The sequence below is a fragment of the Fervidicella metallireducens AeB genome (genome assembly GCF_000601455.1).
In the GTDB taxonomy this organism is placed as follows: Bacteria; Bacillota; Clostridia; order Clostridiales; family Caloramatoraceae; genus Fervidicella; species Fervidicella metallireducens.
Genome location: NZ_AZQP01000007.1, coordinates 62,570 through 82,892, shown reverse-complemented (window position 1 = coordinate 82,892; position 20,323 = coordinate 62,570). Strand labels below are relative to the sequence as shown.

General features: G+C 34.1%; 23 protein-coding genes. All 23 read right to left on the bottom strand.

Going from position 1 to position 20,323, the window contains the following annotated elements:
- On the bottom strand, positions 1 to 684 hold a 684-nt coding region (locus Q428_RS03735), incomplete at its 3' end, for a tyrosine-type recombinase/integrase (protein WP_035378317.1).
- A gap of 198 nt (positions 685 to 882) precedes the next feature.
- A complete protein-coding gene (hemL, locus tag Q428_RS03730) occupies positions 883 to 2,157 on the bottom strand; it encodes a glutamate-1-semialdehyde 2,1-aminomutase (protein ID WP_035378315.1) in 1,275 nt (424 codons plus the stop codon).
- Positions 2,158 to 2,316: 159 nt separating this feature from the next.
- Positions 2,317 to 2,523, bottom strand: a complete 207-nt coding sequence (locus Q428_RS03725) for a hypothetical protein (RefSeq protein WP_035378314.1) — start codon at positions 2,521 to 2,523, stop codon at positions 2,317 to 2,319.
- A gap of 22 nt (positions 2,524 to 2,545) precedes the next feature.
- On the bottom strand, positions 2,546 to 3,517 hold the full coding sequence (gene hemB, locus Q428_RS03720) for a porphobilinogen synthase (RefSeq protein WP_035378312.1): 972 nt from the start codon (positions 3,515 to 3,517) through the stop codon (positions 2,546 to 2,548).
- Positions 3,517 to 4,986, bottom strand: coding sequence for a uroporphyrinogen-III C-methyltransferase (gene cobA / locus Q428_RS03715; RefSeq protein WP_035378310.1), 1,470 nt, complete (start codon positions 4,984 to 4,986; stop codon positions 3,517 to 3,519). The genes hemB and cobA overlap by 1 nt, the downstream gene beginning before the upstream one ends.
- A gap of 9 nt (positions 4,987 to 4,995) precedes the next feature.
- A complete protein-coding gene (gene hemC / locus Q428_RS03710) occupies positions 4,996 to 5,868 on the bottom strand; it encodes a hydroxymethylbilane synthase (RefSeq protein ID WP_035378308.1) in 873 nt (290 codons plus the stop codon).
- A complete protein-coding gene (locus Q428_RS03705; protein WP_035378306.1) occupies positions 5,858 to 6,514 on the bottom strand; it encodes an NAD(P)-dependent oxidoreductase in 657 nt (218 codons plus the stop codon). Before Q428_RS03705 ends, hemC begins: the two co-directional genes overlap by 11 nt.
- Positions 6,472 to 7,668, bottom strand: a complete 1,197-nt coding sequence (gene hemA, locus Q428_RS03700; RefSeq protein WP_035378304.1) for a glutamyl-tRNA reductase — start codon at positions 7,666 to 7,668, stop codon at positions 6,472 to 6,474. Before hemA ends, Q428_RS03705 begins: the two co-directional genes overlap by 43 nt.
- Complete coding sequence (gene cobK / locus Q428_RS03695; RefSeq protein ID WP_035378302.1) at positions 7,665 to 8,384, bottom strand: precorrin-6A reductase; 720 nt, start codon at positions 8,382 to 8,384, stop codon at positions 7,665 to 7,667. Before cobK ends, hemA begins: the two co-directional genes overlap by 4 nt.
- On the bottom strand, positions 8,381 to 9,100 hold the full coding sequence (cobJ, locus tag Q428_RS03690; protein ID WP_035378300.1) for a precorrin-3B C(17)-methyltransferase: 720 nt from the start codon (positions 9,098 to 9,100) through the stop codon (positions 8,381 to 8,383). Before cobJ ends, cobK begins: the two co-directional genes overlap by 4 nt.
- 57 nt (positions 9,101 to 9,157) lie before the next feature.
- Positions 9,158 to 10,063: a cobalt-precorrin 5A hydrolase gene (cbiG, locus tag Q428_RS03685; protein WP_051514891.1), complete on the bottom strand. Its 906-nt coding sequence runs from the start codon at positions 10,061 to 10,063 to the stop codon at positions 9,158 to 9,160.
- Entirely contained in the window at positions 10,060 to 10,815 is a 756-nt protein-coding gene (cobM, locus tag Q428_RS03680) for a precorrin-4 C(11)-methyltransferase (protein ID WP_035378298.1), read from the bottom strand. The genes cbiG and cobM overlap by 4 nt, the downstream gene beginning before the upstream one ends.
- Positions 10,815 to 11,474, bottom strand: a complete 660-nt coding sequence (cobI, locus tag Q428_RS03675) for a precorrin-2 C(20)-methyltransferase (RefSeq protein ID WP_035378297.1) — start codon at positions 11,472 to 11,474, stop codon at positions 10,815 to 10,817. The genes cobM and cobI overlap by 1 nt, the downstream gene beginning before the upstream one ends.
- On the bottom strand, positions 11,471 to 12,022 hold the full coding sequence (cbiT, locus tag Q428_RS03670; protein ID WP_035378295.1) for a precorrin-6Y C5,15-methyltransferase (decarboxylating) subunit CbiT: 552 nt from the start codon (positions 12,020 to 12,022) through the stop codon (positions 11,471 to 11,473). Before cbiT ends, cobI begins: the two co-directional genes overlap by 4 nt.
- Positions 12,009 to 12,572 carry a precorrin-6y C5,15-methyltransferase (decarboxylating) subunit CbiE gene (gene cbiE / locus Q428_RS03665; RefSeq protein WP_035378293.1) on the bottom strand — a complete coding sequence of 188 codons (564 nt, stop codon included), beginning with the start codon at positions 12,570 to 12,572 and terminating at the stop codon, positions 12,009 to 12,011. The genes cbiT and cbiE overlap by 14 nt, the downstream gene beginning before the upstream one ends.
- A gap of 24 nt (positions 12,573 to 12,596) precedes the next feature.
- On the bottom strand, positions 12,597 to 13,676 hold the full coding sequence (cbiD, locus tag Q428_RS03660; protein WP_035378291.1) for a cobalt-precorrin-5B (C(1))-methyltransferase CbiD: 1,080 nt from the start codon (positions 13,674 to 13,676) through the stop codon (positions 12,597 to 12,599).
- Positions 13,669 to 14,295 carry a precorrin-8X methylmutase gene (locus Q428_RS03655; protein WP_035378289.1) on the bottom strand — a complete coding sequence of 209 codons (627 nt, stop codon included), beginning with the start codon at positions 14,293 to 14,295 and terminating at the stop codon, positions 13,669 to 13,671. Before Q428_RS03655 ends, cbiD begins: the two co-directional genes overlap by 8 nt.
- Positions 14,286 to 14,654 (bottom strand): sirohydrochlorin chelatase, encoded by a 369-nt coding sequence (locus Q428_RS03650; RefSeq protein ID WP_035378336.1) that lies wholly within the window; start codon positions 14,652 to 14,654, stop codon positions 14,286 to 14,288. Before Q428_RS03650 ends, Q428_RS03655 begins: the two co-directional genes overlap by 10 nt.
- A 19-nt stretch (positions 14,655 to 14,673) precedes the next feature.
- Positions 14,674 to 15,981 carry a cobyrinic acid a,c-diamide synthase CobB gene (locus Q428_RS03645; RefSeq protein WP_035378287.1) on the bottom strand — a complete coding sequence of 436 codons (1,308 nt, stop codon included), beginning with the start codon at positions 15,979 to 15,981 and terminating at the stop codon, positions 14,674 to 14,676.
- Entirely contained in the window at positions 15,944 to 16,816 is an 873-nt protein-coding gene (locus Q428_RS03640; protein WP_035378285.1) for a GHMP family kinase ATP-binding protein, read from the bottom strand. Before Q428_RS03640 ends, Q428_RS03645 begins: the two co-directional genes overlap by 38 nt.
- Positions 16,783 to 17,853, bottom strand: coding sequence for a pyridoxal phosphate-dependent aminotransferase (locus Q428_RS03635; RefSeq protein WP_035378283.1), 1,071 nt, complete (start codon positions 17,851 to 17,853; stop codon positions 16,783 to 16,785). The genes Q428_RS03640 and Q428_RS03635 overlap by 34 nt, the downstream gene beginning before the upstream one ends.
- Before the next feature lie 74 nt (positions 17,854 to 17,927).
- Positions 17,928 to 18,866 (bottom strand): adenosylcobinamide-phosphate synthase CbiB, encoded by a 939-nt coding sequence (gene cbiB / locus Q428_RS03630; RefSeq protein ID WP_035378282.1) that lies wholly within the window; start codon positions 18,864 to 18,866, stop codon positions 17,928 to 17,930.
- Complete coding sequence (locus tag Q428_RS03625) at positions 18,866 to 20,323, bottom strand: cobyric acid synthase (RefSeq protein WP_035378281.1); 1,458 nt, start codon at positions 20,321 to 20,323, stop codon at positions 18,866 to 18,868. Before Q428_RS03625 ends, cbiB begins: the two co-directional genes overlap by 1 nt.

Here is a 20,323-nt window from a genome sequence, read left to right as displayed (position 1 = left end):
TTGATTTACACGTATCATCATTCTACTGCTGATAATATCTTCTATTTTTAATCTTGTTACTTCTCCAACTCTTAGTCCTGAAGAATATATTAGAAATAGTAGTGTTTTATGTTTTTCATTTTTAACTGCTTTTAATATTCTTAGTACTTCTTCTTGGCTTAAAACATTTGGAAGTTTGTTTTCTCTTTTAGGTCTTGGAAGTGTTTCTACTATTTTGCCCTGTTTTAGTACTTCGCTGCATAAAAACTTTAGTGCACTTATTGCTTGGTTAGCAAATGAGTGTGATGACTTTTCATCATCTAATAAAAACAATATATAATTTCTTATATCTTGTTGAGCTATATCTTTTATGTTTTTACCAATAATGTAACTTTCAAAACGTTTAATATGGCTTAGATAAGATTTTCGTGTTTTGAAGCTGTAGCCCTTTAACTTTAGTTCTTCTTCCATTCTTTTTATTAGTATACTATCTTCTGAATTATCTTCAAATACAATCTTCATCTGTTCATTGTGATAAAGACATTTAAGTGCTGCAAGATTATCTTCATTAAAAGGAATAATCCAAGTTTTTTGTAGGGCATTCCACCTGTAACCTTCTATTGTTTTTACTTTTGCTATCCTTTCAGGTGAATAATCAAATTTAACTAATAGTTCATCATTTTTTCTATCAATTACAACAGCCATGATTATACCTTCTTTCTCATTTTTCCGAACAAATGTTCTTTTTATGGTATAACCATTTATATAATTATTATTTTTTTCACCATAATTGGAATTTATTTGTTATTTTAATTATATAGCTTATATTGGCTTAACTTCAACAGTAATGTAACATTTTATGGAAAAGATAAGAAAGAGCCTGCTTTTGCAGACTCTCTGTGTTTATATATTAAATGTTCTCATTACATCAAGGAATTTTTCAATTTCCTTTTCTGTGTGCTTAACTGAAAGGAACATTGCTTCGAATTGGGATGGGGCCATGTAGATGCCGCCCTTTAGCATGTGTTCAAAGAATAGTCTGTAAAGGTTTGTGTCGCATTTTTTTGCGTCTTCGTAGTTTTCTATTTTTTCTTCATTGGTGAAGAAGATTGTCATCATTGATTGGAATCTGTTTACTAGGATTGGTAGTCCCTTTTCTTTAGCTATTTCTTTAACTCCATTTTCAAGCATTGCTGCTAGCCTTTCAATTTTTTCATAGTAGTATGGATTATTATATAGTTTAGTCAATGTTGCTAATCCTGCTGCCATTACTACAGGGTTTCCTGACATTGTTCCTGCTTGGTAAACTGGGCCCATTGGTGATAGGTGCTCCATTACATCACGCCTTCCGCCGTATGCTCCACATGGAAGTCCCCCACCCATTATTTTAGCAAAGGTTACAAGGTCTGGTTTTACACCATAGAAGCTCTGTGCTCCCTTGTAGGCAACTCTGAAGCCTGACATAACTTCGTCAAATATTAGTAGTGCTCCATTTTCTTTGCATATGTCTGATAGTCCTTTTAGAAATTCTGGTTTTGCTGGAACTACTCCCATGTTTCCTGCAACAGGCTCTATTATAACTGCTGCTATTTGTGACCCATATTTATCGAATATGCATCTAATATTTTCAATATTGTTATATTGAGCAACTATTGTGTTTTTAACACTTTCCTCTGGAACTCCTGCACAGCCTGGTATTCCTTCTGTCATAACTCCTGAGCCTGCACTAACCAGGAAGCTTTCGAAGTGTCCGTGGTAGTTTCCTGCGAATTTTACTATTTTATCTCTTCCTGTAAATCCTCTAGCAAGCTTTACAGCACTCATTGTTGCTTCTGTTCCTGAATTTACCATTCTTATCATGTCTATGTTATCAACTGTTGTGCAAATGTGTTTAGCTAGCTTAAGTTCAAGCTCTGTTGGTGCTCCAAAGGCTATCTGAGTTTCACAGGTTGTTTTGATTGCGTTAACAACATCTTCATCACAGTGGCCAAGTATCATTGGCCCCCATGCACCTATAAAGTCTACATATGTATTTCCTTCTTCATCTTCCAGGTATGCTCCATATCCTTTTTTAATAACTGGAGGATCAACTGTTGCATCCTTAAATGCTCTAACAGGACTGTTTACTCCACCTGGCATATACTTTTTTGATTCATTAAAAATATCTAAATTTCTCATATATAAATGTGTGTAAAACACACTTCCTCCCTTCAATATCTACTACTTAACATGAAGGTCACAGAGAATAAAATGCTTAAATATCAGCATTTAACCCTGTGACTTCATGTTAAAAAATAATTTTGCGAATATCAAGAGCTTGATATTCCATGGCTAAAGTTAATCCTTTGATTTTTTGATGTGAGTTGTAAAGACTATCCAAATGGAAGTAGAAATAAGAGATAACCCTAATATTACAGCAATTGCTATTGATATTACTGAATAGATGCCTGCTGGAATTACTCCTGATATGGTAAGTACGTAGAATATTCCAAAGACAGCTATCAGGAAAATCAATACATTGGTAAATGTAAAGTATTTACTCATTATATCAACTCCCTATTTGTATTTAGTTTATCTTTAGCCATTTACATGCATCAATTGCATGATATGTTATTATTATGTCCGCTCCTGCTCTTTTCATAGATGTTAACATCTCTAAAACGATATTTTTTTCGTCTATTAATCCTGCTTGTGCTGCAGCCTTTACCATTGCGAATTCCCCACTTACGCTATAAGCAGCAACTGGAACGTCGAATCTGTCCTTTGCCCATCTCACAACATCAAGGTATGAGAGCGCAGGTTTAACCATTATAATATCTGCCCCTTCGTTTATATCGTCTTCTATTTCAAGCATAGCCTCCCTTATGTTTCCTGGATCCATCTGGTATGTTTTTCTATCTCCAAACTGTGGTGCTGAGTTAGCTGCTGCTCTAAATGGACCATAAAATGCTGAGGCATATTTTGCACTATATGACATTATTGACACATGGTTAAAACCATTTGCATCTAATTTTTCTCTTATAGCTTGAACTCTTCCATCCATCATATCAGATGGAGCAATCATATCTGCCCCTGCCTTGGCATGTGAAAGAGCTATCTTTGCTATGTATTCAAGTGTATGGTCATTTTCAACTACTCCAGCATTGTTTATAATTCCACAGTGTCCATGACTTGTGTATTGACACATGCATACGTCTGTTATTACAAGTAAGTTTGGAGCTACTTCCTTTATTTTTCTAACAGCCCTTTGAACTATTCCATCTTCTATCCATGCTGACGTTGCAATTTCATCCTTAAAATCTGGAAGTCCGAATAGAAGAACTCCTCTTACTCCAGCATCTTCAACTTCTTTTATTATTTCAGGAAGTCTGTCTACTGAGAAATGATAGTTTCCCTTAAGTGAATCTATTTCTTCCTTTTTGTTTTCTCCCTCAACAACAAATATTGGGTATATGAAATCCATTGGTGTTAAAACTGTTTCCCTTACTAAGTCTCTTATTGCTTTATTTGCTCTTAATCTTCTATGTCTGTTAAACATTATTGTTCCCCCTTAATCTCTATCAACTTTTTTATAATTCCATCCGTTGAATATTCATCGCAAACAACAGCCTCTATTCCATTTTTGAGTAACTCTTTATTTGTTATTGGACCTATTGCAATGACTTGCTTTTCCTTTACTTTATCAAGTCCAACCATTTCAATTAGGTTCTTAACTGTTGTTGGACTTGTAAATATTGTTATGTCAACTTCTTCGAAGGCATTTATATCAAATATTTCACCCTTTTCAACATCATATGTAAAAACTTCATCGACTTCACATCCTAAGTTTCTTAGTTCTTCAACTAAATATGGTCTTGCTTGTTTTGATCGTGGAACTAATATTTTATCCCCAGCTTTAATATGTTTTCTCATTGCTTTAAACAGTGATTCTGCTATAAAATCTTCAGCTATTATTTCAGGAACTATTCCCCTATCCATAATTGCATCAGCAGTTGCCTTTCCTATTGCGGCAAATACTGCCTTTATTTTTCTAACATCATAATTTACTTCCCTTAAATACTTAAAGAAGCTATTAGCTCCATTTACACTTGTAAAGGTTATGTAATCGTATTCAGCTAACTTTTCAATATAATTCTTTAGATTATCTGATGTATCCTTAACTACAATTGTGTTTATTTCTGTTACTTCTGCACCAAGGTCAAGAAGTTTTTCTCTAAATTCCTTTGATTGCTCCTTAGTACGTGTAATGCAAATATTTTTTCCATAAAGAGGTTTCTTTTCAAACCAGCTTAGCTTTTCATTTAGACTTACAACTTCTCCGATAACTATTATACATGGAGATTTAAAGCCTTTCTCTCTAACCTTAATGCTGATATTCTCAAGTGTTCCAGTTACTTTTCTTTGCTTTGAGGTTGTACCCTTTCTAATTACTGCACATGGGCAAGTTTTTTCCTTACCATTTTCCATAAGCTTTGATGTAATTGTTTCTATGCTTTCAAGTCCCATCAGAAATATCAATGTTCCATTGGATTTTGCAGCTGCTTCCCAGTTTATGTTAAGCTTTTCTGTACTTTTCCCTGTGAATACATGAAAACTTTGTGCTATTCCTCTGTGGGTTGCCGGGATTCCTGCGTAGTTTAAAACTGATATTGCAGAGGTTATTCCAGGAATAACTTCAAATTCAATACCCTCCTCGTGTAGTCTTAAAGCTTCTTCTCCGCCACGTCCAAATATGTACGGATCTCCACCCTTTATTCTTCCTACTATATGACCTTCCTTAGCAAGCTTAACCAGCATGTTGTTAATTTCCTCCTGAGTTTTGTAGTGACAACCTGGTTCTTTGCCGCAGTAATATATTTTGCAATCCTTATTAAGATATTTTAAAAGACTGTCATTGGCTAATCTATCATACATAACTGCTGTACATTTTTCTAAAATTCTTTTACCCTTTAATGTTAAAAGTTCCTCATCTCCCGGTCCGGCTCCTATTAAATATACCTTTGACATAGTGTCCTCCTAAACATCTATAATTTTTTCAGCTAGTGTTTTTCCAAGGTTTATGAAATCGTATTTGTTACCTGTAATGTCCTTTTTAATCATCCTACCTGAAAGTTCAAATATACCAACCAAATTCATGATTTCACCATCAATTTGAGCATATGCACCTATTGCAGTATGGCATCCACCATTTAATCTTCTCATGAAACTTCTTTCAGCTTCAACGCACATTCTTGTTTCAATGTCATCAAGGCTTCTAAAAACTTTAATGTTTTCATTTGAAGTAAAAGCCTCAACTCCTAGTGCCCCTTGTCCTACTGCTGGTACGAAATCAATTGGGTCAAAATAGTCAGTAATAATACAATCCATATTAAGTCTTTTAAGACCAGCAGCAGCAAGAATTATTCCATGAAGATTTTCTCTTTCTATTTTATCTATACGTGTTTGAACATTTCCCCTGACAGGAACTATTTCAATATCAGGTCTAATCATTTTAAGTTGTGCTGAACGTCTATTGCTGCTTGTACCAATTCTTGCACCCATAGGCAGGTCAGCAAATTTCATTCCATTCATTGAAACAAATACATCTCTAACATCTTCACGTCTTGGCATTGAAGCTATCTCAAATCCCTCTGGCATTTCATAGGGGACATCCTTCATGCTGTGAACAGCAGCATCTGCCCTGCCCTCCATCATTGCTATTTCTATATCCTTAACAAATAAACCTTTTCCGCCTATTTTATCCAGTGTAACATCAAGTATCATATCTCCCTTAGTTTCTATTAATACCTTTTTGCACTCAATTTTGTGCATTTTAAATATTTCAGCTATTATTGTGTCGGTTTGTACCTGTGCAAGCTTACTTTTCCTTGTTGCTATATTAAGTTTCAATTATAAAACCTCCGTAAAACATTTTTAGTACCACTTCATGCTTCCCTTTTTTAAAAAAATAGAGGAAGTCATCTGTATTTATGAAATCAAGGAGCTCTAATCTGTTATCAAACTTTTTTATTTTGTTTCTAAAGCTGGATACATAATCAATAAAATCATCATTCTCCTTCAAGCTACTATTTATTTTATTACAGAGATATATGGATGTTTTTGGGCTTCCCTTCTTGGTATGAAGAGCTATTTGCGTTGTTTTTGTCTCCCCCATTGTAGGAACAACGAACATCCCCTTTCTGTAATCATTACAGGTTAAATACAGTTTGAAGTTTTCATCACAATCTCTTTTGATTGCATCATTTAATTTATCATCATCTGTTGCTATAACAATTAAATGATGGTTTTTTATATAGGAATTTGAGTATTCTCTCTTAATTAGTTTCAAATTTATACTTTCAAGCTCTTTAAAATCCTCGATGAATTCCCTTGAAATAACAGTTATGCTGCATCCTTTTCTTAAAAATGATTGTGCCTTTATGTATCCAGCTCTTCCTCCTCCAACAATCAGTATCTTTGTTTTACTGGATATAAGGGATATAAACATGTAGTCTATTGTTCCATCATAAATATCTTGTTTAATATTTTTAGGCATTCTTCTCCCCTGCCCTCTAAATGTTCTTCCTTTAAAACTTCAATTGCTCTGTTTATAAAGTAGTTTGATGTGCTTTTAAGCATTGTTTCAGCTAAAACCTTATGATTCTTTGAATCATATTTATTTTTAAATGTCTTTAATCTATCTTTATAAACACTTTCTCCACTTTCACGTATATTCTTTATATTACAAGAAATCTCTCTGATTTTAAGCCAATTCTCATATTTTTTTATGTGCTCTTCTACAATATGCTTGTTCTCCTTCATTAACTCCTTGCGTTTCAAATGGCTTTCATCGTGTAGCATTGAAACCCTATCAATACCATAAAGCTCAATGTTTTCAAGACATCCTACACATTCTTCAACATCCCTTGGAACCGCAAGATCAAATATAATAAGCTCTTTATCTGGAAGTTCTTCTGCCTTAATTACATAATGCGGTGATGATGTACACGATATAATGCATTCAACATCACGATAAACATCAATTCTTTCACTAAAGTCAATTACCCTGACTTTTTCATTATTTAGAAGAACTTTGTCTTTATTTCTTACAGCAATATATAAGATATCAAAGTCTCCATCAAGTATATATTTTGTCGTTAATTGTCCAACTTCTCCAAAACCCAGAATCATAAACCTCTTAACATTTCTTTTTCTAGCTTGTCTAACAACTATTGATGAAGATGACACAGGGAACTTATATAATTCAGATTTTACCCTGAACTCTTTGCCACATGTCAATGCCATTTGAAATAATCTTTGAAGTTCATTTTTTACAGCTTTATTTTTCTTTGATATGTCATACGCATTTTTAATTTGACCAAGTATTTGATCTTCACCAACTATTCTTGAATGGTAACCACAGATAACCTCCATTAAGTGCTTGGCAACCTTTATACCTTTTATATGGAATATGTAATCAATTAAACTTACATCCCAGCCAAGAGCTCTAAAGATTTTATATATTTTTTGCTCATCATATTCATCGCTTGAAAAATAAATTTCTGTTCTGTTACAGGTACTGAGAACTACAGCCTCATCACATTCCTTTATTATATTTTTCAACGCTTCTTCTACTCTTGATGTAATTATTGAAAGCTTTTCTCTTGTCTCAACATCTACATTGTGTTTAATCCCTATTAACTGAATCATAGTATCATCTCCAATAATTTTTCAATGTCATCTATTCCATCTTCTTCAGCTCTTCCTATAATTATAGGGGTTATGCCAAGCTCCAAACATGCATCTATTTTCTCCGCAGTACCTCCCTCTTTGCCACTGTCCTTTGTTACAACATACTCTGCTCCATATTCCTTAAACATGGCCATATTAAATTCCTTTGAAAAGGGACCTAGTACAGCAGCAATATCCTTCATTTTAACATTATTAGACACACATTCTTGTATGCTAAATAGAGAAGGAATAACTCTGTATACAAATCTGTTTTCTCCCCTTATACTTTGAAAATCCTTTATAGTTTTAATTCCAGTAGTAAAGAATACGCATCCCTTTACTTTAGATAAAAAACTGCAACATTCCTCAACAGAATTAACATATACAGCATTTTGTATTTCTGTTTTCTTTCTTACAAACCTGATATATCTAACACCCTCTAATTCACATGCTCTCTTTGCATTATTAGTTACCTCTACTGCGTATGGATGAGACATATCTACTACCGTATCTATGTTATTTTCTTTAATAAAGTTAATCATTTCATCATAAGTCATTCTTGAGACGACAACATTCTTTTCATTTAAAACTTCACTTCCGCTATATGTTGCAACTGTTACAATATAATTAACCCTTCCTCTGATATATTCAAGAAGCACTCCTGTTTCAGATGTACCACCTATAACCCATATCAAATACTGTACCCCCTTGGAGTTATTATTTTATCATTATTTATATATGTCTTTGAATTTCCAATAACCACAACAGTCATCATATCTATAAAGTCGAAGTCTATTGTATCAAGTGTATAGACTCTTTTTTCATTTCCTTCTCTTCCTGCGTTCTTTATAAGTCCTACAGGTGTTGAACCTTTTTTGTGTCTTTTTATTATTTCAACAGCTCTTTCTATTTGTGTCTGTCTTCCCATGCTCTTTGGGTTGTAAAGTGCTATTACAAAATCTGCTTCTGCTGCTAAGTCTAGTCTCTTTTCAATTAGCTCCCAAGGTGTTAAAAGATCACTTAGGCTTATTGTACAGAAATCATGCATTATTGGCGCTCCCAGTTCTGATGCTCCGCAGAAGGCTGCACTAACACCAGGAATTACTTCAACCTCAATCCCATCAGCCATTTCAAGTATTGGACCAGCCATTCCATAAAGCCCAGGATCCCCTGTACTTATAATACATGTATCAAAGCCATTTTTAACTTCTTCAATAGCTGCTTTACATCTTTCAAGTTCACCCTTCATTCCTGTTGAAATAACTTTCTTACCTTCTAAAAAATCATTTATAAGTTCAATATAAAATGTATATCCAACTATTACATCACTTCTTTTAATGGTTTCCAGTGCCTTTTGGGTCATGTGTTCTTTCCCTCCAGGTCCAATACCAACAACATAAAGCTTAGCCATTTTACTCCTCCCTGCCAACTGCAACTGTTACTCCATTTAGTGCCTGTTTCTTTACTATTATTCTTCCTCCTGCAAGGAATACACATGCTCACAAACCGATGTTACGCCTATTGCTGATTTTACAAACTCGCTTGAGGTGAACATTTTTTCAATCTCTTTAATTTTTTCCCTCATAAATATCTTCATTTCACATTTAAGTTCCTCACAGGCATTTATAATTCCCACTTCATCTGCTTTTATATCAACCGTTGCAATGGTTTTTATGCTTTCTATACTTAAATTGTTTTCTTTAAATACATTATTTATTGCATTTAAAATTTCTTCCTTTGATTTTCCCCTTCTGCAGCCTATTCCTACTATAAGGTTTTTAGGCCTTAGTATGCAGTGAGGTTTATCACAATTCACTTCATCTTTTGAGGTTACAAATATAATTCCATCCTCATTTTCTTCTACAAGGTTGTTATAATTAAGCTCTAGCTTAAGCTCTGAATGAAGCTTAATTCTTTTTCCTTCAACCATTAGGGCAGTTATTTTCTTTATATCCTTCAGATTTTCCATACATAAGTTATTTTTCTTTGCAAACATATCAACAGCCTCTATCCCTCTTCCATCAGAAGCTGTTGTTATTACTGGCTGGCAGTTTAAAATGTTTGCTATTTTAATTGCCAATTCATTTGCTCCTCCTATATGACCTGAAAGAAGGCTTATTGCAAATCTTCCAAGATCATCCACAACTACAACAGCAGGATCAAATGTTTTATCCTTAAGAAATTGTGTCGAAATTCTAACTGCAATTCCAGTGGATGATATAAATATAATTCCTTCATAACATGAAAAAATTCTATTCAGGTTATCCTTATAGTCTTTTTTTGTGTATATATCAACTTCGTAAGCTGTTTCAGTTTTGATTTTGCCTGCTATTTTTTCTCCATTATTTGTAAAGGCTATACAGGCTAACTTCATTTACTTCCCTCCCTGAAGCCATGTGTAAATTCAGGATGGTATAGAAGTGAACGCTCATAATCTCCCTCTATGAAATCTCCAACAAGTATCTGTGAGAAGTTTTTTATTCCTGCTTCCTTAACCTTCGCAGCAATGTTGTTAAGCCTTCCCTTAAGTATTTGCTGTTCTGGCCAAGTTGCCTTGTAAACAACAGCAACTGGAACATCTTCCCTTCCATATCCCTTTTTAAGCTTTTCAACTACCTTATCAATATCTTGAACTGAAAGGAATATAGCCATTGAACATTTATGTGAAGCAAGAAGCTCAAGGTCTTCCTTTTCTGGTACTGGAGTTCTTCCTTCCATTCTTGTTATTATTACAGTCTGACTTACGTTTGGTAATGTAAACTCCTTCTTTATAGCTGCACAGCTTGCAACAAAAGAGCTGACTCCTGGTATAACTGTATATTCTATTTTATGCTCATCAAGGCAGTCCATCTGCTCTCTTATTGCTCCGTATATTGAAGGGTCTCCAGTGTGTAGTCTTACAACTAGCTTTCCTTCATTTTCAGCCTTAACCATTACATTTATGACTTCTTCAAGTGTCATTGAAGCACTGTTGTGTTTTTCGCAGCCTTCCTTGCAGAACTGAAGGTGTGCATCCCATACAAGTGAACCTGCGTATATTACCACATCTGCTTCCTGAAGCATTCTTCTTCCCTTTACCGTAATTAAATCAACGTCCCCTGGACCTGCTCCTATAAAATAAACCATTAGTTTATCCTCCTTGCAAAGATTAATGACATGTAATCCATATCCCGTAGCATTTCTTCTTTATCGTAGATTATTGTTTCATTTTCCTGGGTACATCTTTTAACATATATATAACTAAATCCATGCTTTTCTAATCTTTCTATTGTCTCATGCTTGTTTTTGCTTATCTTTAATATACAAACAGTGTTTACTCTCTTTAAAATCTCCTCATCAACACTTCCATCTGCAAGATAAAAACTTTCATCCCTTAGTGTTAAAGGAATTCCAAGTCTTGATGCAGCTGCATTAAAGGAAGTTATTCCTGGTATTGTCTCAACTTCAACATTTTTCTTTTTTAGCTCAAGCATTAGATATATGTATGTACTGTATGTCATAGGATCTCCAAGGGTTAGGAATGTTCCCCTTTCTCCATCCTTTAGTATCTCGTTTATTTTTTCTGCTGCATTTTTATATCTTTCTCCGTTGTCCTCACCCATTGGAAATTCAAGCTCTATAACCTTTTTATCAGTTACATAGTCTGAAGTTATCTTCCCTGCAAGGCTTTCTCCTTTACTTTGTGGAATGAATATATAATCACATTCCCTAATAAGGTTATATGCCTTTAGAGTAATAAGCTCCTTATCCCCAGGGCCTATTCCTATTCCATATAATTTCTTCATCTTTTTCTCCCCTTTACTATAAAGACAGGGTTTTGTCCCTTTAAAAGTCCTATTTTATCCATGTTAGCTGTTTGAATAAGCCTTGCTTCAATTTCAGTATATCCAAATTCTTTAAGGCAGTTTTTAAATGTAACCATGTTGTCCGGTGTTACAAAGTTTCCAACTATTAATCCATTAGCCTTAAGCTTTGAGTCTGCAGCTTTTATTATATCCCTTAGGTTTCCGCCGCTTCCACCTACAAATACCTTGTTAAAGCCATCTACTTTGTTTATATCCTCTGGAGCACTTCCATTTATAACATTTACTTTAACACAAAGCTTTTCAGCATTTTTAGTTATAAGCTCTGCTCCTTCAACTTCTCTTTCAATTGCAGTAACCTCTGCTCCAAGGGCTGCAGCTTGAATTGATATGGAGCCTGTTCCTGCTCCAACATCTAAAAGTACATCTCCCTCTTCTATATCAAGGACTGCCATTGTCACTGCTCTGACTTCAAACTTTGTCATAGGGATATTTCCCCTTACAAAATCCTCATCCTTAAACCATTTCATTTTCTATCACCACCAGGGAAATTGTGCCCATTTTTTCAATTTCCTCTCCTACTTTTTTCTCTATTATACATTCATCATCATAGGATAGATTATATCCTGTGTAGATTGTTCCTCTTAAACCCATTTCATAAAGTTTTTTTGAAATTTCATTTGGACTGTTTTTGCTGTCTGTTAATAAAACTGACAGCCTGCTTTTTAATGCTCTTTCATATCCATCCTCTCTACCATGAAGGCTTAAAAGTGCTGCATCCTGCCAGCTTTTTTTAAGCTTTGCCATCATGTATTGAAAGGAGGATAGTCCCGGTATTATTTCATCTATTTCAATACCATTTCTTTTCAGGTATTCAGTTACTCCGTAAAAACATGGGTCTCCTGAAGCTAATATTGCTGTTTTCTTATTTTTATCAATATTTTTAATTATTTCATCAACTCTGTTTACAGCAATAATTTCGCCCTTTAATTTTTCAGCGGTTTTAGAGATTCTACCAAAGGCAATTACAACCTCTGATTCTTTAATAATTTCAACTGCTTCCATGGTTAAATATCTTATATTCCCAGGCCCATGCCTACAACTCTAATCATCGTAACCTCCCAAAATTCCATATTCCATTGAGTACATTATAACTTCTATATTAAAATCCTCATCCTTTACATATCTTTTAATTCTTTTTCTGCAACCTGATATCATGTCATTTATTATGTGGTCATACCCTTCATTTTTAAGTATTTTAAGCGCCTCCTCAGAGGTCTTACATTCGTTTACTCTATCTATTATGCTCTTTTCAGCACCTGAAAGCGCAAGGTAATATATGAAGGCTTCAATTCTTACATCACAAACCTTGTTATGTGTATTAAAAGCTCCAACAGAGAGCTTGCTTAGTTTACCTATATGACCTACTAATGTAACTTTTTTAAAGCCCTTACTGTGACAGTATAAAAGCATATCTCCAATGAAATTTGATATTTTAACCTTTTCTCCACTCAGATTAAGATTTTCAACAACCCCTTCTCCATAGTTCCCAAGGAAAAGAACTACTTCTTTATTTCCTTTATCAAAGGCAGCATCAATCTCCAAATAAATAGTCTTTTTAAGTGCGTCCTCAGACATTGGCTCAACTATTCCCTTGGTTCCTATTATTGATATTCCACCAATTATCCCTATATTTGAGTTGAAAGTCTTTTTTGCTATTTCCACTCCCTCTGGAGAATATATTAAAACATCAAATCCACTGTGGGAAATTTTTTGAAGCTCTTCCCTAATCATATTTCTTGGTACTGGATTTATTGCAGCTTCTCCTGCTTCTCCCCAGAAGCCTGACCTTGTTATTCTTCCAATCCCTTCTCCACCATCGATTATGATTTTAGAGTCGTTTCTTCTTCTAACCCTTGAGTAAATTCTTATCTTGTCAGTAACATCAGGGTCATCTCCTGCATCCTTAACTATGCAGCACTCAGCATAATCTTCACCTATATGCTGTTCCTCAACTTTTAATGTTAATGATATTCCAGCAGGTGTATCTATTTGAATTTTATCAACAATTCTTTTCTCCATAAGCATTTGTGCTGCTGCCTTTGAAGCACCTGCAGCACAGCTTCCTGTTGTATAACCGCACCTTAGCCTTTTACCTTCCTTTATAACGAAGAAATCAGACATCCCTACCCACCGCCATATATAATATAGCGTTCATAATTGCAGCGGCTACATTGCTTCCACCCTTGTTTCCTATTGTTGATATTGTTGGTACATCAAATCCCCTTATATATTCCTTAGATTCAGCTGCACCAACAAATCCAACTGGAACCGCAACTATTAGCTTTGGTGAGATCTTACCTTCTTTAATAAGCTCACCGATTCTAAATAAAGCCGTTGGAGCATTTCCTATAACGAAAATGTCTGCTCTAACCTTTGCTGCATAGTCCATTGCAGCCATTGACCTAGTTATTCCCTTTTCCTTAGCTATCTTTGCAATTTCCTCTTCTGCTATGAAGCAGTCTATTGTGCAGTTTGCCTTTTCCAGTACTTTTTTGTTTATTCCTGAAAATGCCATTTTTGTGTCAGTAACAATTCTGCAGCCTGATTTAATTGCTTCTATTCCAGCTTCAATTGCTCCTTTTTTTATGTGAATGATATTCTTATAATCAAAATCTCCTGTTGTATGTATTGTTCTTTCTACAACCTTTAGCTCCATTGGAGTGAAGTTATGTTCACCAATGGCAGCTTCGATTATCTCCATGCTTTTGTTTTCTATTTCCATTGGGTTTGTTATATACATTTTACCTCACCCTCTGCCCTTTCCTTTAGTAATGTAACTAATGCTTCATCATACCCTAACGGATTAGCTATTGATAATTTTATATCTGTGTACTTTTCCTTAATTTCTGCTAATATTTCCGGGATATCCTCCTTTATATGTATTCCTGAATACAGGAAATACGGAAGAACTGTAAACTCTCTAACTCCCTTTGAATACATCTTTTCAATTGTTTCCGGTATGTTTGGCTCTGATATTTCCATAAAACAGCCCTCAACCTCAGAGTCCATTTTATTTCTTAGTCCATCAACTATTTTAAAAAATGTATCAAATGCCTCCTTTGATCTGCTTCCGTGTCCAACTACTAATATTCCTCTCATTTTTGTTTCTCCCTTCAAATTATTTGCATTTTTCAATTTCATCTAATAAATGCTCCAAGACAGTTGTATTTCCAATGAAATTTATGTGTGGATAACCAGCTAGTACATTTTTGTATGTGTAGCCACACTCCCATGTTTTTTCTCCCATTGTTCTATTTATCTTATATATGCACTCACCTTCAACATCAGAGGTTGATTTATGAAATTCATGGGCCGTTAACTTTTCGCCAGCAGCACCTAATATTGAATCCTTCTTTAGTTCTATATCTATGTATCCAAACCTTTGAAGGCTTTTGGTCATTCTACTGTTTCCTTTAAATATTCCAACCATTGGAGTTCCATCAATGTGTTCAGTTAAATACATGAAACCGCCACATTCTGCATATATAAACCCACCATTATCTGCATAATCCATAATTGATTTAATCATGCTTTTATTCTTTGATATCTCATCCTTAAACACTTCAGGATAACCTCCACCAAGATAAACCAAATCACAATCTGGCAGTTTTTCATCCTTCATTGGTGAAAAGTATACAACGTCACACATATTTTCTAATAGCACAAGATTTTCTTTGTAGTAGAAGGAAAAAGCCTTGTCCATTGCCACCGCTACCCTTATCTTTCTTTTTCTGTAAATGGGTTTTTCCTTTGTGCTTATATCATTCATTAATGATAAAATACCATTAATGTCTATATTTTCTCTTATTACTTCTGATAGCCTATCTATCATTTCCTCAAGATTTTCTATCTCAACACTTTGTATTAGCCCTAGATGTCTGCTTTTAAGTTCCATATCCTGAAGCTTTGGAATGTATCCAAGGACCTTAATATCTGTGTGCTTTTCTACTGCCTCCTTTAGCATTTGATAATAATGCAGATTTACATTATTAAATATAACTGCCTTTATGTTAGAGTCCTCAAATTCTGCCATACCCTTAATCTTTGGTACTGCTGAAAACATTTCACCATAGGGAGTGTAAATAAGCACTGAATTAATTCCTAGTGTTCTTGATATATCATAGCTTGAATTGGTACAGGTATTATAAATTCCATCAAAATACCCCATAGCACCCTCAACAATACAATATTCACTTTTTTCAAAGGACATAGCTTTAAACATTCCTTCTTTTCCCTGAAGGTGCATATCAAGATTTCCAGCTCTCTTTCCCGCTGCTTTACTTAAAAATGCTGTATCTATATAGTCTGGTCCTGTTTTATACGCACATACATCAAGCCCCATATTCTTAAGGGCTCTTATTATCCCTATTGTTATTGTTGTTTTTCCACTACCACTTGAAGGTGCTGTAATCATTATTGTCTTCATAATTAACGCTCCTTAATGACTTCAATTGATAACATTTATATCCCTTAATGTAATCTTTGTACTTTTTGAAGGCCATTTTAAGTTTTTCTGGATCATCATACATAACTGCTAAAACATCACCACTATGTCCACCCAGTATTCCTAGACCTCCAGTTTTTTGTTTAACCACTTCTACAATATTCAGGACATCATAATAAAGTCGTTTCTGATTCCTTAATATACTTATTGTTGATGCCTTCCCCAAAGCTCTAATATCCTTGTTCTCTACAGCCCTTTTTACTAAGGGAAATATATCATCTAGATTGCTAAGCTCCGGGATATTTGAGTTATTAAAAGTTATTGTATCAACAATGTTATTTCCCTCATAAACAAGGAAATAACATTCCATATAATTTCCAATCTCTCTATAAAATTTTCCTTCTTTGTAATCAAAGAGTGTTAGTTTATTAAAAATTATGCTGTCTGTTGGCTCAATCTTTATACACTCTTCCATAAGTTCTGCTACATCAGCCTCTCTATTAAAAAACTTTATAAGGCTGTGATATGTTCCACAAAGGTCAGCAGTGCTGCTTGCAAATCCTTTTCCCTTAGGTATTTCTGAAGAAATTTCAATATCTAAATAATTTATGAACTCTATATATCCCCATTTTTCCAAGAGATTTTCCATTAACTTTTTAGATTTACTGAATTCAAATTTATTTTTAGGTTCCTTTGTTTCAAATATTTTAACTTTGGTAAAAAGATTTATTGGACAAGAAATTAAAAGAGCTTTTCCCTCTATCTTACCCTGTATTATCTCTCCTAAGCTTCCTGGGTAATACGTTGTTTTCTCCATTGCTGATACTCCCTTAGTGCATTTACTAGATACTTATTATCGCTAAAGTCCTTTATAGCCACCCTTATATAGCTATTATCAAGTCCTTCAAAGCTAGAAGCTTTTCTTACGAGAATTCCTTTTTTAGCAAGGTATTCAAATATATTATCCTCATTATCATCTAGAAGTTTAATCAATATAAAGTTACAATGGGTATCATAAACTTTTATATTTTCTATCCCCCTTAATTCAGAAAGTAAATATTCTCTTTGAACTGCTATGTAGTCCCTAGAGGAAGTTATATAGTGTTGATCATTAAAAATATGTTCAGCTGCTATTTCAGCAAAGGTGTTTACACTCCATGGCAAAGCAATTCTGTTGTATTTTTCTACCATTGTCTTTGAAGTAAATGCATAACCAAGCCTTACTCCTGGCAGGGCGAAGAACTTTGTTGCTGCACGAATTATACATATGTCCTCACTATCACTAAAAAGCTTTATGCTGTCATAATCCTCTGGACAGAATTCAAAAAAAGCTTCATCTAACAATAAAAAAGCATTCTTTTCCTTTATAGTTTCATGTATCTCAATTAATTCATTTTCCTTCATTCTCTTCCCAGTTGGATTGTTTGGATTACCAAGTATAAGAAGGTCTCCTTCACTAATGGTTTCTTTTATTAATTTAATATTTATTTCAAATTCTTCATCTAAAGGAAGCTTTACAATTTCCTTACCAAAAATTTCTGGTCTTTCAATGTACTCAGAAAAACAAGGAGTAACTACCACTACTCGATTGAACATAAATGATATGTTGTTTATAATCTCAACTGCTCCATTTCCAACAATAATATTTCCTGCATTACAACCAAGGTATTTAGCAATTTCCGACTTTAAATTTCTATACTGAATATCAGGATATTTTGTAAGCTCCTTTATTCCATTCAAAATTTTCTCTTTAAGTCCAAATGGCATCCCAATTGGATTGATATTGCTACTAAAGTCTCTAATTCTTCCATCATATAAGTGTCTATAAGTTAAAATATCTCCACCATGTTTCATATAAATCACTCCATAACTAAGAATAAATGCTTTCCGTCTTAACCCTTTGAATCCTTTAATCAGTGTTTTTATATTCACTTACTTATAATCAAACATATAACTGAATAGATAACCACAAACAAAACCTCAGTTCTAAACATTACTTCAACAGTCCTTTTGATATCATCTCTACTGAGTATTCGCCTTGCATCCCCTATTCTTGGTTTTTTCATTATTTGTCCAAAGTAAACATTGTCTCCCCCAAGCTGAACTCCTAAAAGCCCAGCAACAGCTCCCTCTGGGTATGCGCAATTGGGACTTTTGTGATTTTTTCTATCTCTTATCATTACTTTAAATCCACTTAAAACATCGTATTTAAATATTCCTGATATATTCATAAATATTCCAGTAAGTCTTGCAGGTATAAAATTGAACAAATCGTCTGTCTTTGCAGGAAAAAAACCTATATGTCTATATTTTTCATTCATATATCCAAGCATTGAGTCCATTGTATTTATCATTTTATATAAAGTTGCTGCTGGTGCTCCTCCTATCATTGCAAAAAATAAAGGTGCAATGACTCCATCCGCTGTATTTTCAGCAACTGTTTCAACTGTAGCCCTGACTATTTCCTGTTCGTCTAAATGCTTAGTTTCTCTTCCAACAATAAATGAAAGCTTATATCTAGCCTCTTCTATTCCCTTATCAAATGCCTTTAATATATTTACTGCTTCATCCCTTAAACATCTTGCAGCTATACATGTATAGATGATATATATGTTAACTATATGATAGACATATGTGTAAGGTTTCAATAGTTTTAAAATTATATAAGTAATCCCAAAGGCTAAAAGCATATTAACTATTACTATAAAAAAGCCTCCAATAACCAATCCTCTATCACTTTTTGCAACTTTCCTTACAAGCTTATCCTCAAAGGCTATAGTATTTCCCATAAACCTTATTGGATGGGGCCAGGTTGGTGGGTCACCAATTATAAAATCTATAACTACAGCAATTAATAAATCTAACATTAGTCCCTCCCAATTAATTTATATATATAATCCATATCAAGATTATCTTTATAAATCTCTGCAAGTTTTTCAAGCTCCTCTTCTCTTCTTTCTCTAAGATCTACTGATTTCTTTTCCTCAAGATTTTTACTTCTTCTTATCCTGTTTAATATAAATTCTCTAAATTCATTTGAATCAAAAATACCATGAATGTATGTTCCAAAATACTTGTCTCCAACATGCTCTCCATCAGTATAATCAACCATTTCACCCTGTTTAGTGTTAATTTTTACAAATGGATTTTCATTATTAAAGGTCTTTCCTGAGTGTATTTCATATCCATAAATCTTATGTCCAAGAGCTGTTCCTTCTACATTTGTTGTAATCTTTTCTCCTTTAAATACAGTAATTGTATTAAAAATTCCAAGTCCCCTTTCAACTTCACCCTTGTTTACTTCCCAACCTTCTTCATCAATTATTTCTCTTCCAAGCATTTGATATCCACCACATATTCCAAATACTGTTCCTTTGAATTTCTTAATAACCTCTTCAAATCCTGCTCTTTTCAACCATCTAAGATCTTCAATTGTATTTTTGCTTCCTGGTATTACTATCATGTCTGCATATCCAACTTCTTCAGGTGACGTTATATATCTTACATTTACATCCTCATCAAATCTGAAGGCATCAAAATCTGTGAAGTTTGATATTCTTGGCGTCTTTATAACACAAATATCTATGTCCCCACCCTTTGTACAGTTAAAGTGAGTTGCTCCATCTTCTTCATCAAGTTTAATATTCATAAATGGAATAACTCCAACAACTGGTATTCCTGTTAACTCTTCAATCTTATCAAGCCCACCTTGAAGTATAGATTTATCTCCTCTGAACTTATTTATAATAATTCCCTTTATTCTTTTCCTTTCATGTTCCTCAAGAAGCATAATTGTTCCATAAATTGAGGCAAATACTCCACCTCTATCTATATCTGCAACAAGAAGAACTGGTACATCTGCCATTTCTGCCATCCCCATGTTAACTAGGTCATCATCTTTTAGATTTATTTCTGCTGGGCTTCCAGCCCCCTCTAACACCATAACATCACATTTTGCCTGAAGCTCATTATATATTTCCTTTATCATAGCTTTTAACTGGGGCTTAAACTCATAATATTCCACTGCATCCATATTCATATATGGCTTTCCCTTTATAATAACCTGACTTTTCCTATCAGAAGTAGGTTTTAAAAGTATTGGGTTCATAAGTGCCGAAGGTTCAATTCTTCCAGCCTGTGCCTGAAGAACCTGAGCCCTGCCCATTTCCAACCCCTCCATTGTAACATAAGAATTTAATGACATATTCTGAGCCTTAAATGGAATTACTCTAAGCCCATTATTATTGAATATTCTACAAAGGGCTGCTGCTGTTAAACTTTTTCCTGCTGAAGATGCTGTTCCTACTACCATTATTCCTGCCAT

What these genes read in the sequence shown, in the direction of transcription:
- cbiB (WP_035378282.1), bottom strand. Translation starts at nt 18,866, where the DNA reads ATGTTAGATTTATTAATTGCTGTAGTTATAGATTTTATAATTGGTGAC.
- Q428_RS03645 (WP_035378287.1), bottom strand. Translation starts at nt 15,981, where the DNA reads ATGAAGACAATAATGATTACAGCACCTTCAAGTGGTAGTGGAAAAACA.
- Q428_RS03650 (WP_035378336.1), bottom strand. Translation starts at nt 14,654, where the DNA reads ATGAGAGGAATATTAGTAGTTGGACACGGAAGCAGATCAAAGGAGGCA.
- hemA (WP_035378304.1), bottom strand. Translation starts at nt 7,668, where the DNA reads ATGATTCAGTTAATAGGGATTAAACACAATGTAGATGTTGAGACAAGA.
- hemL (WP_035378315.1), bottom strand. Translation starts at nt 2,157, where the DNA reads ATGAGAAATTTAGATATTTTTAATGAATCAAAAAAGTATATGCCAGGT.
- Q428_RS03705 (WP_035378306.1), bottom strand. Translation starts at nt 6,514, where the DNA reads ATGCCTAAAAATATTAAACAAGATATTTATGATGGAACAATAGACTAC.
- cbiD (WP_035378291.1), bottom strand. Translation starts at nt 13,676, where the DNA reads ATGTCTGATTTCTTCGTTATAAAGGAAGGTAAAAGGCTAAGGTGCGGT.
- cobI (WP_035378297.1), bottom strand. Translation starts at nt 11,474, where the DNA reads ATGAAGAAATTATATGGAATAGGAATAGGCCCTGGGGATAAGGAGCTT.
- cobJ (WP_035378300.1), bottom strand. Translation starts at nt 9,100, where the DNA reads ATGGCTAAGCTTTATGTTGTTGGTATTGGACCTGGAGGGAAAGAACAC.
- hemB (WP_035378312.1), bottom strand. Translation starts at nt 3,517, where the DNA reads ATGTTTAACAGACATAGAAGATTAAGAGCAAATAAAGCAATAAGAGAC.
- cbiG (WP_051514891.1), bottom strand. Translation starts at nt 10,063, where the DNA reads ATGAAGTTAGCCTGTATAGCCTTTACAAATAATGGAGAAAAAATAGCA.
- cobA (WP_035378310.1), bottom strand. Translation starts at nt 4,986, where the DNA reads ATGTCAAAGGTATATTTAATAGGAGCCGGACCGGGAGATGAGGAACTT.
- Q428_RS03635 (WP_035378283.1), bottom strand. Translation starts at nt 17,853, where the DNA reads ATGAAACATGGTGGAGATATTTTAACTTATAGACACTTATATGATGGA.
- Q428_RS03725 (WP_035378314.1), bottom strand. Translation starts at nt 2,523, where the DNA reads ATGAGTAAATACTTTACATTTACCAATGTATTGATTTTCCTGATAGCT.
- Q428_RS03640 (WP_035378285.1), bottom strand. Translation starts at nt 16,816, where the DNA reads ATGGAGAAAACAACGTATTACCCAGGAAGCTTAGGAGAGATAATACAG.
- Q428_RS03625 (WP_035378281.1), bottom strand. Translation starts at nt 20,323, where the DNA reads ATGGCAGGAATAATGGTAGTAGGAACAGCATCTTCAGCAGGAAAAAGT.
- cobM (WP_035378298.1), bottom strand. Translation starts at nt 10,815, where the DNA reads ATGGTTTATTTTATAGGAGCAGGTCCAGGGGACGTTGATTTAATTACG.
- Q428_RS03655 (WP_035378289.1), bottom strand. Translation starts at nt 14,295, where the DNA reads ATGTATATAACAAACCCAATGGAAATAGAAAACAAAAGCATGGAGATA.
- cbiT (WP_035378295.1), bottom strand. Translation starts at nt 12,022, where the DNA reads ATGAAATGGTTTAAGGATGAGGATTTTGTAAGGGGAAATATCCCTATG.